Consider the following 12,660-nt stretch of genomic DNA (forward strand, 5'->3'; position numbering starts at 1 on the left):
ATATACATGAAAAAAATAATCTCTATTTTATTGCTCTTCACCTTCGGCTTGTCAAGCTGTGAGAAAGATGATATCTGCGATTCAAATACACCAACTACGCCAAGGTTGATAATAACATTTTATGATATTTCAAGTCCAACGAAAACTAAAAATGTAAAAAACTTAAAAGTTATTGGTGAAGGAATGGAAGAGGGAATTGTTTTTAACGAAAGTCTTGCAGTAGACGATTCTTTAAGATATGTAACCAACGGAAGTACGGTATCAATTCCGTTAAAAGTAAACGACAGTACGTCAACTTTCAAGTTCATTTACGATGCTTTTAATACAAATCCTGCTGCCATCAACACTGATGTGTTGAAATTTAATTATACAACACAAAATGTATATGTTTCCAGAGCATGTGGATTTAAAACTATATTTCAGTTAAGAAACCTTCTTCCTATTGTTCAAACTGATCCAGATGGTAGTATCTGGATGACCCAAGTTGATTTAGAAAACCCTAACATTGAATCTGAAGATGAGACACACATTAAAGTTTATTTTTAGTCTTTCATTATTGTTTTCAATGTTTTTAGGTTATGCTCAGGATGTGCCTGAGGTTTCTAAAAATAAGGATACAACAGTAACTAAAAAGCCAAAGACAGAAACTGTAAAAACAGAAACTGCAAAAAAACCAGCAATTCAGGAAACTCAAAAAGACAGCGTTGTAAAAACAGATCGCTACGGTCTTCGTGTTGGAGTCGATTTGTATAAACTTACTCGTGGTCTTTATGATAAAGATTATAAAGGAATTGAATTTGTTGGAGATTGGAGATTAACAAAAACATATTATTTAGCCGCAGAATTAGGTTATGAAGACAAAACCACAGAAGATGACCGATTAACTTCTTCGGCTTCTGGAAGCTATGTAAAAGCTGGTTTCGATTATAATTTCTACCAAAACTGGCTGGATATGGAAAACCTTATCACGATAGGAATGCGCGGTGGTTTTAGTACTTTTAATCAAGAATTGCATAGTTATAAAATTTATAATCCAAATCCGTATTGGGGAGAATTACCTGCAATAACAACTGATCAAAAATACAGCGGTCTTACTGCTGGCTGGCTTGAAGTTGGTTTAGGTCTAAAGGCTCAAGTTGTGAAAAACGTTTTTGTTGGCTTTGGTGTCCAGCTTAAACTTTTGGTTATGAATAATGAGCCAAATAATTTTGAAAACCTTTATATTCCAGGTTTCAACAGAACTTATGACGGAAGTTTTGGAGTTGGATTTAATTATACTGTTTCTTACTTTATTCCGATTTATAAGAAAAAAACAATGGCATCTGAAACAGCAAAAAAAGAAGAACCTAAGAAGAAATAATATTTTTTTTTAGTTCTAAGATCCTAAGATTCTAAGATTAAAAAAAGCGGTAAATTCAAGTTGAATTTACCGCTTTTTTTATGATTCTAAAATACTATAAAACTTAGAACCTTAGAATCTTAGTAGCTTAGAACCTAAATTTATGCTAACTGAAAATTAATTGCTGCTTGTGTATGTATTAAAGTCGTATCGAAAATAGGAACATTAAGATCGTCTTCTTTTATTACTAATGGAATTTCTGTGCAACCTAAAATAATTCCTTCTGCTCCATTTTTAATTAATTCGTTAGCAATTTCCAAATAGCGTTTTTTAGTTTCTTCAGTGGCTATTCCTCTTCCTAATTCTTCAAAAATAGTGTAATGAATAAAGTCTTTATCTTCTTCTGAAATTGGAATAATGGTTTCAATTCCTTTTTCTGCCAGTTTATCTTTGAAGAAATCCAATTCCATTGTGAATTTAGTTCCTAACAAACCCACTTTTTTGATTTCTTTTTTCTGAATTTCAATGGCTGTTTCTTCAGCAATATGAATAAGAGGAAGTCCAATAGCTTTTTGCAGTTTATCTGCAATTAAATGCATTGTATTGGCACATAAAAGAATAGCTTCTGCCCCGCCCGATTTTAAAACTTCTGCCGCTTTGAAAAGCAAATTAAAAGTAGAATCCCAATCGTTGGCATCGTTATTCTTTTTGATATCCGCATAATTAAAAGAATAAATCAGACATTCAGAGAAATTTAATCCACCGAGTTTTTCATTTATTCCTTTATTAATTAAAGTATAATAATCTGATGTAGAAACCCAGCTGATTCCGCCAATAAGTCCAATTTTCCTCATATTTCTTTATTTGATTATGAAATTTCTTTGATTCCTTTTATAAAAAGCCATTTCATAAAAAGCTTTTCGCCGTCTTTAGTTCTTACTGCTTGAAATTTAGGCCCTATAATAGTACCAATTACAAATGCCGTCATCGGAATCCAGATTCCTGTTAATCCTGTGTAAGCGGCAATTAAATATCTAAATACAAGAAATAAGATTGCAAAAGCTGCTAATTGGTATAAAAAAGCTCGTAGTTGTAGTTTTGACATTTTTTTATTTTTTAGGTTCAAAGTTGCAAAGGTTCAAAGGGACAAAGTTTTTCTTTGCACTTTTAAAGCTTTGCAACTTGAACAGGTAATATAATTATACTTTTAATACTCTTTTGAAGGCAAAAGTTTAAGTTTTCAAATCGACAAAGATTTTCCCTTTGCCCCTTTGAACCTTTGTTACTTTGCACCTATTCAGAAACCTGAAATTTCGTTCTCTTGCTACCTTCGTACATTTCGTATTTTACCAAACGTGCTTCAAGACTTCCGTTGAAAAGTTTGATTTTTCTTGAAGGTTTTAATCCAACGAATTTTAACGCTTCTAGATTTGCTGTAATAAACCAAGCGTTTGTTCCTGGATAATTTTTCTTTAAAGTGTCGCCAATACTTGCGTAGAATTTTTCCATGTGAATATCCAAACGCTCATCATAAGGCGGATTGAAAACAATATGAAGCTTTCCTTCTGTTTCTTTTTCTGTATCAAAGAAATTCTCTTCGTAAACTTTAATATAATCTTCTAAATTAGCATTTCTGATATTGTCTTTGGCTTTGCTCACCGCACTTGGCGCTTTATCATAACCTTTAATAGTGTAATGGAATTCTCTAGTTTTTTTCATCAAACTATCTACAATCTTATCAAATAGATCATTATCCCAATCTTTCCATTTTTCGAAAGCAAATTCTCTTCTGTTGATATTTGCTGGAATATTGCAGGCAATCATTGCTGCTTCTGCCAAGAAAGTTCCTGAACCGCACATTGGATCAAGAAAATGACTTTGTCCATCCCAACCAGACAATAAAAGGATTCCAGCTGCCAAAACCTCATTAATTGGAGCAATATTAGTAGCCGTTCTATAACCACGCTGATGAAGCGAAGCCCCAGAAGTATCTAAAGAAACTGAAACCTGATCTTTGTCAATATGAATATTAATACGCAAATCTGGATGCTGTTTATCAATACTTGGACGTTGACCTGTTCTTTCTCTAAACTGATCTACAATGCCATCTTTACATTTCTGAGAAACAAATTCAGAATGATTGAAATAAGTCGAATGCACAGTGCTATCAATCACAAAAGTTTGATTCGCATTTAGATATTTAGACCAGTTTAAACCTGAGATTCCTTTGTACAAGGCCTGCTCATTATTAGCTCTAAAAGAATAAATCGGTTTTAGGACTTTAAGTGCAGTACGCAAAGACAAATTGGCTTTATACATAAAACCTTTGTCTCCTTTAAAACTCACCATTCTCACCCCCGTTTCAACATCTTGAGCGCCAAGTGTGCGTAATTCTTTTTCTAATATTTCTTCAAAGCCAAAAAAACATTTGGCAATCATTTTAAAATTTTCTTCCATTTCTTTTTCAATTAAAAAAAGCCAATCGCCATAACATTTTATTATATTAGTATAAACACGTATAGTAGCGAAATAGTTATTTTTCGGCAAAAATACACTAAATTTGCCGGACTTTTGAATTAATTGAAATAGAATAAATGTCTGAAAAGCATAACGCATCAATCCCGAATCAAGAAGACGACAATCAAAACTGGTATTCTTCATGGTTTGATACGCCATATTATCACATTCTTTACAAGGATCGAAATTATCGTGAAGCTCAAGTTTTCATGGACAATTTGACGCACTATCTTAACTTGCCCGAAAAGGCAAAAGTGCTTGATTTGGCATGCGGAAAAGGACGCCATTCTATTTATTTAAATCAATTAGGCTATAATGTATTAGGAGCAGATTTATCTGAAAATAGCATTGCCGAAGCCAGTAAAAACAGTAACGAAACACTTCACTTTAAAGTGCATGATATGCGTGAACCTTTTGAAGAAAAATTCGATGCTATTTTTAATCTTTTTACTAGTTTTGGCTACTTCGAAAGCGACGACGACAACCTGACTACATTAAAAGCAATCAAAGAAAGTTTGTCTGAATATGGCTTTGCCGTTATCGATTTTATGAACGTGCCAAACGTTATTGAAAATCTTGTTCCTGAAGAAACAAAAACGGTTGATGAAATTGATTTCCATATCAAAAGATATGTTGAAGACGGACATATTTTCAAAGAAATTGATTTTGAAGACCAAGGCAGAAAATATCATTTTACAGAAAAAGTAAAAGCACTAACTTTGAAAGACTTTCAGGACTTAATGGATGAAGCTGGAATTTTCCTTCTAGACATTTTTGGAGACTACAAACTCAAAAAATTCCACAAAACCGAAAGCGAAAGATTAATCATGATTTTTAAATAAATTGGTTAATCGTTTAATTGTTTAACCGTTTAATCGCTAAACAAAAACAATTAACCGATTAAACAAATCAACGATTAAACAAATACAAATGAACTATTTATTACCCTTATTTTCTGTACTTTTAGGATATATTGTGGCTTTGTTTATAAAACCAGAAAGCAAAACCAATTTAAAATTACTGCTGGCATTCAGCGGTTCTTTTTTGCTGTCATTAACCGTAATGCATCTACTTCCTGATGTTTATGAATCGCACAATCATAATATCGGAATCTTTATAATGGTTGGAATTTTATTCCAGATTGTACTTGAATTTTTCTCAAAAGGAGCTGAACATGGACACGTTCATGGACATGCAAAAATGTCTCAAATCCCGTGGCTTTTATTCATCAGTTTATGTATTCATGCCTTTTTAGAAGGATTTCCGGTTAGTCATCATAAAGGATTAGCAATCGGAATTGCTATTCATCACTTGCCTATTGCGGTTATCTTAACAACATTTTTCATCAATGCCGATTTAAATAAAAAAGCCATTTTTGCCTTCATGCTTGTTTTCGCAATTATGACTCCCCTTGGAACAATCGCATCAGAATATTTATCTTTTTTAAACGATTATTATACCGAAATAACTGCGATCGTAATTGGTATTTTATTCCACATTTCATCTACGATTATTTTTGAAAGTAGCGAAGGACATAAATTCAACGTTGCCAAAGTTTCCATGATCGTTCTCGGAATTTTATTGGCATTCTTTTTATAATGTGTCAATTAGAAAATGTGCCAATTAGAAAATTATCTCATTGTCTAAATTGGCACATTTTCTAATTATCTAATTCCCCACTCTCTTCTTCTCTTCCTGATTTCCAAAAGCGCGTTCTTTCACGTTGATCTTTTTATTTCCAAAATTGTAAATCACAGATAAACGAACAAAGCGATTACTTTCATTTTGAGTATAAACCTGTTTTACGCCATTTACAACCGAAGTAAAATCTTTCAAATAAGAACTATAAAAAATATCATTTGCCAAAAATGCAATTTGTAGTGTTTTATTAAGCAAATCTTGTTTGAAACCAATATCAAAACTTGACACATATCCTACTTCATACAAACCATTTTTAAAAGGCGTGCTGTAATTAAAATCGATCTGAAGCTTACTGTTTTTACCTAAAATAAAAGTATTATTTGTAGTAAAATCAATTTGAAGACTGTTTGATGGCGTTGCATTAATATCCTTAATGAATTCGGTTTTTGAGCCTAAAAAGTACAAAGTATTTTCACTCTGCCACCAATCTGCAAAACTAGCCGAATAACTTTCTCCTAAACCATAACTCAAACCTTTATAATAGTTTTCGCGAGTTACAATCTGCGTATTGGTTTCTGGATTTGAGGTAAAAACAACTCCATATCCGTTTGTAATAGCATTTACAAAAATGCTTGTTCTTAAAACCTCTTTATAAGAATGAGCCAATTCAAAATTATCGCTAAACGAAGGCTTCAAAAACGGATTTCCTTCAGAATAACTGTTACTATTAATATAAACCCTAAATGGATTTAGCAAATCAAACCGTGGTCTATTGATTCTTTTTCCATAATTTAAACTAAAAGTATTGTTTTCGTTTTTCTTGTACGAAGCATACAAGGTTGGAAACAACTTCAAATAATTATTTATTGTTTCTTGATTCAACGTTTCAGAAAATCCGTTTGTTTGAGTATTTTCAAGTCGTAATCCCATTTGGAGATTCCATTTTTCATTTATTTTTTTATCTCCATTAATGTAAATCGCCTGATTATTTTCAGTATATTCAAATCGGTTTGACTGGTTCGGGTCTAATTCTGGAGTTCCGCTAATAGTATTGTAGTAAAGTATATTGCTTTTGCTATTTGTAAAACTAATTTTTGCTCCGTAAGATAAGTTCAACGCCTGAAGCGGATGTTCCATATCTGCTTTAAAACTTAAATTATCAATATCTTGATTCGAAATATTTCTTCCTGATTGGTTCACATCAACAAATTCCATATCTGGCGTATAATTGTTTGCCTTAAAATCGCGGTCGAATTTTGAATGATAATTAAAATAATCCACATCAAAAGATAATTTTCTATTTAAAGAATCTAATTTGGTAATCAAATGCGCATTATAAATTTGATTACGAGAACCTTTGTCTGTGTAGCTTTTATTTAATGTAACATATTCAAGCTCATTTTGAGTATTGTATTTATCAATTCTAATATCTGAACCAAAATCTGGATTATATTTGTCATTCATAACCTGAAAACCAATAGTCGTGCGTTCAGAAAAATTATAATCCAAAGCCAATTTTCCTGAAAGATTTTCATCTTTAACTTTTGTTACAGCATTCATTGTTGAAATACCATCAGGAAAATACATTTCGAGCGATTCATTAGCATTCTTATATCCTGTTTTTCCATTGACACTTGCCGAAAATCTAAACTTATTTTTGTTGTAAAAGAAATTATCTCTTAAAGTGTAAATTCCGTATTTATTCTGATCGTAAGAAACTGTAGTCGAATTTTTCCATGAATTGCGAACTCCTTTTTTCATGATAATATTAATGAGTCCGCCCATTCCATCGGCTTCATATTTCGCTGGCGGATTGCTAATAATTTCAATATTTTTGATATCTGCCGCTGAAATTGATTTCAAAAAATTATTCAATTCCTCTCCTGTCAATTCAATCAAACGTCCGTCGATCATGACACGCGAAGTTCCTTTACCTAAAATTGTAATTACATCATTTTTCACCACAACTCCAGGCGCTGTATTAATGGCATTTAAAGCATCGCCGCCAGTTGTAGTGACATTATTTTCGAGATTATAAACCAAACGATCCGTTTTCTGCTCGATTGTATTCTTTTTAGATTGAATAACAACTTCGCCTAAATTGGTTGCAGTTTCTTTCAGAATAATAATACTTAGATCAATATCTTTTTCTAATGAAATTTCTTTTTCATAATCAGAAAATCCCAAGAGACTGATTTGAATTTTATAAAATCCATTTTTAAGATTCATTTCAAAAGAACCATCTTGTTTTGCAGTAGTTCCATCAATAATTTTTCCTTCTGAATTTAAAATCGAAACTTCTGCCCATTCTAAAGGCTTAGTTTCACTTACTATTTTTCCTTTTAATTTTAATGTCGATTGTGCTAAACAAAATAAAGGCAATACTAAAAAGATTAAAAGATGTGTTTTTTTCATGATTTCTAATTTTAACTTGTTCGATTAATTTGAAGCAAAGTTGCCTTAGAAAATATTCCTGTGCGACCGACAAAAAAAGTCGAACCATTTTCTAACTAAGAAATTGGTTCGACTTTATTAGGTTTGAAGTACGACTTTTTACAAAATGCTTATTTTCAACTATTTCTATACGCTGTCGGCGTTAAATTCGTGTATTTTTTAAAAGAGGTATTAAATGAAGATTTAGAATTAAAACCTACTTCGTATAATATTTCCAGAACAGTTAATTGATTTTTCGAATGATCTTTTAAAATTTTCATGGCTTTTTGGATACGATATTCATTCACAAAATCAAAAAAATGCTGATCAATATGGTGATTGATCAATACAGATAAATCGCGAACTGGAATATTAATCTGATTTGCCAATTCCTGAATAGTAAGCGAAGGATCCAGAAATGGTTCTTTCTCAGTCATATATTGCCTCAATATTGCTATTTGAGTATTTATCAAATCGCTTTGTTCATTAACAGCTTCTGACTCTTTTTCAATCTCGGGCAGAATTTCTTTAGTTAATTTCAATTTAGAATTAACTCCTCTAAAAAGTTCTGGATATTTTAAAGCTTTCATTATAAACCAGCACGTTATGAACAAAGCTATAGTCCCTACCAGTACATTTGCCCAAAGAAATATTTCTCTGAAACCGCTATAGCGTAAAGCATTTTTTAAAGCGACAATAGAATGTGCTGCCAAAAAAACGCACGTCATTTGGAAAAGCCATTTATAAGTCGAAATCCCAGAATTTGTATAATTTTCCAGATATATTTCTTTGTATTTCTTCAGGATAAAAAACACACTCACGATGTAGAAAACATATTGACACTCAATTAAAATCTGAATAAAATAGATTTCAGACATTGTATTTAAGGGACCAATAAAACTCCCGTCTTCAATGCGCAAATAAATTCTCGGTATATAAATTAAATTGACAATTATAAAAGGAAGTGCGTGAACTAGATGTTTCCATTTTAATCTAAAATCAGAATAACATACAGATAATACATAAAGATAAAATGTTGGCATGCCAAATAAGCAAAAAGTTGATCTGAAAATCTCTAGGCTTCTATTATCTTCAGTGTATAAATACATAAAAAAACCGCTGAGATCAATAGCAGAAAAAATAAAAAAGAAAGCAAATAGACGATTTGCGAGTTTATTTTCCGTTTTAACGGTTAGCAGAAAAAATGCCATTAATAAGGAAACGAAAACAGAAATTCGAGCAATTCCCTGTAGTAAATCTAATTTGTCCATTTATCTTTATGAATATTAAACAAATATAATATTTTCATTTTTGTAACAAAGTCACATTTAAACCGTCTTTATGCAGAAAAATAGAAGAAAAAAAATGATTTTAAATCTCTGAGACTTTGCAAGATTGAGATAAAATATATTAATTTTGACGAGTCTAAATAACGATAAAATGACATTTACAAAAACCACTGAACAAGCCTCAAAATATGAACATTTAGAGAAGATGTCTGTTCATGAATTGTTATCCAATATTAATGAAGAAGACAAAACTGTTCCCTATGCAGTTGAAAAAGCTTTGCCACAAATCGAAGCTTTGATTCCGCAGATAGTTACAAAACTAAAGCTGGGCGGCAGATTGTTCTATATTGGTGCAGGAACATCTGGCCGACTTGGCGTTGTTGATGCTTCAGAGTGTCCGCCAACTTTTGGAGTTCCTTTTGATTTAGTAAATGGTATTATCGCAGGCGGTGATACGGCCATAAGACGTGCTGTAGAAAATGCAGAAGATAACCCAACACAAGCTTGGATTGATCTTCAAAATCATAACATTAGCTCAAATGATGTTGTAATCGGAATTGCGGCTTCTGGAACAACTCCGTATGTTATTGGCGGTTTAGAAACTTGCAATCAAAACAATATTATTACAGGCTGTATTACTTGCAATGAAGGAAGTCCGTTGGCTTTAACGGCTCAATTTCCTATTGAAGTCGTTGTTGGACCAGAATTTGTAACGGGAAGCTCTCGAATGAAAGCTGGAACTGCACAGAAATTGGTTTTAAATATGATTTCGACCGCTGCAATGATTCAGCTGGGAAAAGTAAGAGGAAACAAAATGGTCGATATGCAGTTAAGCAACGTTAAACTAGTTGATCGCGGTATAAAGATGATTATGGGCGAAATTCCTGTTTCATACGAAGAAGCTTCTGAATTATTGAAAAAATACGGCAGCGTGAGAAATGCTGTTGATAATTATAATAAGTAAAAAGTTTTCTGTAAAATGTAAAATGTTGTTTCAAACTACAACTTGAAACTTCAATCAAAGAAAACTTTAAACAAAAAACAAAATGGCAACAAATAAAGAATTACTAAAAAAAGGAGTGAAATATTTATCAGGCGCTCTGCCTTTGATGTTTCTTGGGCCATCGTTGATTTACAATGCTTTTCAGAATCAAGGCAACAACTGGCATTATCTTGTTTTAGGAATTGGAATTGTGGCTTGTCTTTCTTCTATGCTTTTGATCTTTTTGGGATTGAAAATCATAATGAAAGGTATATTTAATGACTAATTTGTATCTTTACTAAAATTCTTTGTTATGGATATACAAGCAGAAATAAACTGGATTCATCAAGAAATTGATAAAGTAAAAGACCCCACTTTTGTTGAAAAACTTAAACATCTTTTACAATCAATAAATAATACCGCAATTGATTCGGATGCAGCTTATAATTTAGATATTGAAAATGCCTTAGACGATATTAAAAAAGGCAATTTTTATACTGAAGATGAAGCCAAAGAAATTGCAAAAAAATGGGGAAGAAAATAATTTGGACAAGCAATGCTTTGAACCAGTTAGAAGATATTCATTTTTACATCTTCTTTGAAAGTAAATCGATTACTATTGCTGATAAAGTAGTTAATACTATTTTTGAAAGCACAGAAATTCTTAAAACACAACCAGAAATCTACAAACTGGACAAACAGAAAACCAACAATGATGATAGTTTTAGAGTTTATTCTGTTTACGATTATTCCATTTCTTATCAAATAACGAAAGAGAACATCTATATACTTCGAGTCCGTCACAATGCACAAAAACCTAAAAAACATTCATGGAAAGTCTAATTCACATTCAGAAAACATTCGAAAAAGTTGTTTATATTGATAAGAAAATAAACAATCGCGAGTTTGAAGATTGTGTCTTTAAAAACTGTGACTTTTCCAACAGCAATTTCAATTCTAATACTTTTCTTGATTGCGAATTTATTGACTGCAATCTCTCTATGACGAGTTTGGCAGGAACAAGTTTAAAGAATGTCACTTTTAAAAACTGCAAGCTTTTAGGAATTGCTTTTAACGAATGTGACGATTTCTTATTTCAGGTTTATTTCGAAGATTGCGTTCTAGATTATGCATTGTTTTCGAATAAAAAAATGCCGAAAACTAAGTTCATTAATTCTTCCGTTCGCGAAGTTACTTTTATTGGAACTAATTTAACAAGTTCTGTTTTTGACAATTGCGATCTTGACGGTGCCATATTTAACGAAACACAATTAGCTTCAGTCAATTTTAAAACTGCTTATAATTACAAAATTGATCCTGAATTTAATCCGATGAAAAAAGCACAATTTTCTACTGAAGGAATCGTCGGATTATTAGATAAATATGATATTAAAATCGTTTAGTTATGAGCGCCAATCAATCTTATCTAGAAAGTGCCAAAAAACAGTTTTTATACTATAAAACATTAGGCGAGAAAGCTATTGATCAGCTTGAACCTGAACAGCTTTTTATTGCTGTTAATGAAGATACAAATAGTATTGCAACCATCATAAAGCATATTTCGGGTAATATGCTGTCGCGTTGGACCGATTTTCTAACTTCTGATGGTGAAAAAGAATGGCGGAACCGTGATGCCGAATTTGAAAATGATTTACAATCTAAAGAAGAAGTTTTAAAACTCTGGAGTAAAGGCTGGAATTGTCTTGAAAATGCTTTAGAAAACTTAAAACCTGAACAGCTTTCTGATATTATTTACATTCGAAATGAAGGACATACTGTAATAGAAGCCATAAATCGTCAATTGGCACATTATCCATATCATGTTGGGCAAATTGTTTTTTATGCCAAACAACTGAAAAAAAGCGAATGGGAAAGTTTATCGATTCCAAAAAACAAATCTGCAAATTACAACGCCGAAAAGTTTGCCAAAGAAAAAGAAATTAAGAACTTTACCGATGATGAATTAAAAAGATTGAAATGATCCAAGATGCACGTTATAGGCTTTAGGCAATAAACAGAGTTGCTTACTACCTTAAGCATAAAGCCTATTGCATAAAGCTTAAAACATAAAAAATGAAAAAAATTATATTCTTATTTCCGATACTAGCTTTAGTATCTTGTTATAATGCAGAACACAATTGTAAAGATTTTAAAACAGGAAAATTCAAATTTGAAACCGAAGTAAACGGAGTAAAAAAAACGACTTACTTTGAGCGTAAAGACGATATCGAAATTGAAACTTTTGAAGGAAAAACCGATACCGCAACAATTCGCTGGGTTAGTGACTGCGAATATGTGCTACAAAAGAAACACCCAAAAAACATGGCTGAAGAAAAAGCAATCAGCATGAAAATTTTAAATACTTCTAAAGATTCTTATACTTTTGAGTTTGGCTTAGTTGGTTCTGAAGAAAAACAACGCGGAACAGTTTATAAAGTTGATTAAGACTTTTTTCTTAT

The 12,660-nt window shown here is 31.8% G+C and carries 16 protein-coding genes; 11 read left to right on the forward strand and 5 right to left on the reverse strand.

The genetic code is table 11. The features are described 5' to 3' along the window. Window positions 1-6: 6 nt before the first annotated feature. Together OD917_RS19055 and OD917_RS19060 are read left to right on the forward strand one after the other, a co-directional pair. Complete coding sequence (locus OD917_RS19055) at window positions 7-546, forward strand: DUF6452 family protein (RefSeq protein ID WP_263525007.1); 540 nt, start codon at window positions 7-9, stop codon at window positions 544-546. After that, window positions 518-1,360 carry a DUF6048 family protein gene (locus OD917_RS19060; protein WP_263525008.1) on the forward strand — a complete coding sequence of 281 codons (843 nt, stop codon included), beginning with the start codon at window positions 518-520 and terminating at the stop codon, window positions 1,358-1,360. The genes OD917_RS19055 and OD917_RS19060 overlap by 29 nt, the downstream gene beginning before the upstream one ends. A gap of 140 nt (window positions 1,361-1,500) precedes the next feature. Here OD917_RS19060 and OD917_RS19065 read toward each other — a convergent pair whose 3' ends face one another. The 3 genes from OD917_RS19065 to OD917_RS19075 all read right to left on the reverse strand — a co-directional run bounded on the left by OD917_RS19065 (window position 1,501) and on the right by OD917_RS19075 (window position 3,796). Then, on the reverse strand, window positions 1,501-2,193 hold the full coding sequence (locus OD917_RS19065) for an aspartate/glutamate racemase family protein (RefSeq protein ID WP_263525009.1): 693 nt from the start codon (window positions 2,191-2,193) through the stop codon (window positions 1,501-1,503). Between the two features lie 14 nt (window positions 2,194-2,207). Further along, window positions 2,208-2,444, reverse strand: coding sequence for a hypothetical protein (locus OD917_RS19070; protein ID WP_111286556.1), 237 nt, complete (start codon window positions 2,442-2,444; stop codon window positions 2,208-2,210). A gap of 188 nt (window positions 2,445-2,632) precedes the next feature. Further along, window positions 2,633-3,796 (reverse strand): class I SAM-dependent RNA methyltransferase, encoded by a 1,164-nt coding sequence (locus tag OD917_RS19075; RefSeq protein ID WP_263525010.1) that lies wholly within the window; start codon window positions 3,794-3,796, stop codon window positions 2,633-2,635. 137 nt (window positions 3,797-3,933) lie between these two features. Between OD917_RS19075 and OD917_RS19080 the strand changes: the two genes are divergently transcribed. Both OD917_RS19080 and OD917_RS19085 read left to right on the forward strand, forming a co-directional pair. Further along, the gene (locus OD917_RS19080; protein ID WP_263525011.1) at window positions 3,934-4,698 is read left to right on the forward strand and encodes a class I SAM-dependent methyltransferase; all 765 of its coding nucleotides are present in this window, start codon (window positions 3,934-3,936) and stop codon (window positions 4,696-4,698) included. A gap of 88 nt (window positions 4,699-4,786) precedes the next feature. Continuing rightward, the gene (locus OD917_RS19085) at window positions 4,787-5,455 is read left to right on the forward strand and encodes a ZIP family metal transporter (RefSeq protein ID WP_263525013.1); all 669 of its coding nucleotides are present in this window, start codon (window positions 4,787-4,789) and stop codon (window positions 5,453-5,455) included. A gap of 69 nt (window positions 5,456-5,524) precedes the next feature. Here OD917_RS19085 and OD917_RS19090 read toward each other — a convergent pair whose 3' ends face one another. Together OD917_RS19090 and OD917_RS19095 are read right to left on the reverse strand one after the other, a co-directional pair. After that, window positions 5,525-7,912, reverse strand: a complete 2,388-nt coding sequence (locus OD917_RS19090; protein ID WP_263525014.1) for a TonB-dependent receptor domain-containing protein — start codon at window positions 7,910-7,912, stop codon at window positions 5,525-5,527. Between the two features lie 155 nt (window positions 7,913-8,067). Then, on the reverse strand, window positions 8,068-8,808 hold the full coding sequence (locus OD917_RS19095) for a helix-turn-helix domain-containing protein (RefSeq protein ID WP_263525015.1): 741 nt from the start codon (window positions 8,806-8,808) through the stop codon (window positions 8,068-8,070). Between the two features lie 562 nt (window positions 8,809-9,370). Here OD917_RS19095 and murQ point away from each other — a divergent pair. From murQ to OD917_RS19130, 7 genes are all read left to right on the forward strand, one after another. After that, window positions 9,371-10,183 carry an N-acetylmuramic acid 6-phosphate etherase gene (murQ, locus tag OD917_RS19100; protein ID WP_263525017.1) on the forward strand — a complete coding sequence of 271 codons (813 nt, stop codon included), beginning with the start codon at window positions 9,371-9,373 and terminating at the stop codon, window positions 10,181-10,183. Between the two features lie 82 nt (window positions 10,184-10,265). Further along, window positions 10,266-10,487 carry a DUF6095 family protein gene (locus tag OD917_RS19105; protein ID WP_263525018.1) on the forward strand — a complete coding sequence of 74 codons (222 nt, stop codon included), beginning with the start codon at window positions 10,266-10,268 and terminating at the stop codon, window positions 10,485-10,487. Between the two features lie 27 nt (window positions 10,488-10,514). Continuing rightward, the gene (locus OD917_RS19110) at window positions 10,515-10,745 is read left to right on the forward strand and encodes a hypothetical protein (RefSeq protein WP_263525019.1); all 231 of its coding nucleotides are present in this window, start codon (window positions 10,515-10,517) and stop codon (window positions 10,743-10,745) included. Continuing rightward, on the forward strand, window positions 10,730-11,044 hold the full coding sequence (locus tag OD917_RS19115; RefSeq protein WP_263525020.1) for a type II toxin-antitoxin system RelE/ParE family toxin: 315 nt from the start codon (window positions 10,730-10,732) through the stop codon (window positions 11,042-11,044). Before OD917_RS19110 ends, OD917_RS19115 begins: the two co-directional genes overlap by 16 nt. Further along, window positions 11,032-11,604, forward strand: coding sequence for a pentapeptide repeat-containing protein (locus OD917_RS19120; RefSeq protein WP_111286573.1), 573 nt, complete (start codon window positions 11,032-11,034; stop codon window positions 11,602-11,604). The genes OD917_RS19115 and OD917_RS19120 overlap by 13 nt, the downstream gene beginning before the upstream one ends. Before the next feature lie 2 nt (window positions 11,605-11,606). Continuing rightward, window positions 11,607-12,182 (forward strand): DUF1572 domain-containing protein, encoded by a 576-nt coding sequence (locus tag OD917_RS19125; RefSeq protein ID WP_263525021.1) that lies wholly within the window; start codon window positions 11,607-11,609, stop codon window positions 12,180-12,182. Between the two features lie 92 nt (window positions 12,183-12,274). After that, the gene (locus tag OD917_RS19130; RefSeq protein ID WP_263525022.1) at window positions 12,275-12,646 is read left to right on the forward strand and encodes a DNA topoisomerase IV; all 372 of its coding nucleotides are present in this window, start codon (window positions 12,275-12,277) and stop codon (window positions 12,644-12,646) included. Window positions 12,647-12,660 lie beyond the last annotated feature (14 nt).

The sequence above is a fragment of the Flavobacterium sp. SH_e genome, from assembly GCF_025717045.1.
Classification (GTDB): Bacteria; Bacteroidota; Bacteroidia; order Flavobacteriales; family Flavobacteriaceae; genus Flavobacterium.

Excerpts from the sequence above, each read along its gene's own strand:
- OD917_RS19055 (WP_263525007.1), top strand. The coding sequence starts at position 7 with ATGAAAAAAATAATCTCTATTTTATTGCTCTTCACCTTCGGCTTGTCA.
- OD917_RS19105 (WP_263525018.1), top strand. The coding sequence starts at position 10,266 with ATGGCAACAAATAAAGAATTACTAAAAAAAGGAGTGAAATATTTATCA.
- OD917_RS19115 (WP_263525020.1), top strand. The coding sequence starts at position 10,730 with ATGGGGAAGAAAATAATTTGGACAAGCAATGCTTTGAACCAGTTAGAA.
- OD917_RS19085 (WP_263525013.1), top strand. The coding sequence starts at position 4,787 with ATGAACTATTTATTACCCTTATTTTCTGTACTTTTAGGATATATTGTG.
- OD917_RS19065 (WP_263525009.1), bottom strand. The coding sequence starts at position 2,193 with ATGAGGAAAATTGGACTTATTGGCGGAATCAGCTGGGTTTCTACATCA.
- OD917_RS19095 (WP_263525015.1), bottom strand. The coding sequence starts at position 8,808 with ATGTCTGAAATCTATTTTATTCAGATTTTAATTGAGTGTCAATATGTT.
- OD917_RS19120 (WP_111286573.1), top strand. The coding sequence starts at position 11,032 with ATGGAAAGTCTAATTCACATTCAGAAAACATTCGAAAAAGTTGTTTAT.
- OD917_RS19125 (WP_263525021.1), top strand. The coding sequence starts at position 11,607 with ATGAGCGCCAATCAATCTTATCTAGAAAGTGCCAAAAAACAGTTTTTA.
- OD917_RS19080 (WP_263525011.1), top strand. The coding sequence starts at position 3,934 with ATGTCTGAAAAGCATAACGCATCAATCCCGAATCAAGAAGACGACAAT.
- OD917_RS19130 (WP_263525022.1), top strand. The coding sequence starts at position 12,275 with ATGAAAAAAATTATATTCTTATTTCCGATACTAGCTTTAGTATCTTGT.
- OD917_RS19075 (WP_263525010.1), bottom strand. The coding sequence starts at position 3,796 with ATGGAAGAAAATTTTAAAATGATTGCCAAATGTTTTTTTGGCTTTGAA.
- OD917_RS19090 (WP_263525014.1), bottom strand. The coding sequence starts at position 7,912 with ATGAAAAAAACACATCTTTTAATCTTTTTAGTATTGCCTTTATTTTGT.
- murQ (WP_263525017.1), top strand. The coding sequence starts at position 9,371 with ATGACATTTACAAAAACCACTGAACAAGCCTCAAAATATGAACATTTA.
- OD917_RS19060 (WP_263525008.1), top strand. The coding sequence starts at position 518 with ATGAGACACACATTAAAGTTTATTTTTAGTCTTTCATTATTGTTTTCA.
- OD917_RS19070 (WP_111286556.1), bottom strand. The coding sequence starts at position 2,444 with ATGTCAAAACTACAACTACGAGCTTTTTTATACCAATTAGCAGCTTTT.
- OD917_RS19110 (WP_263525019.1), top strand. The coding sequence starts at position 10,515 with ATGGATATACAAGCAGAAATAAACTGGATTCATCAAGAAATTGATAAA.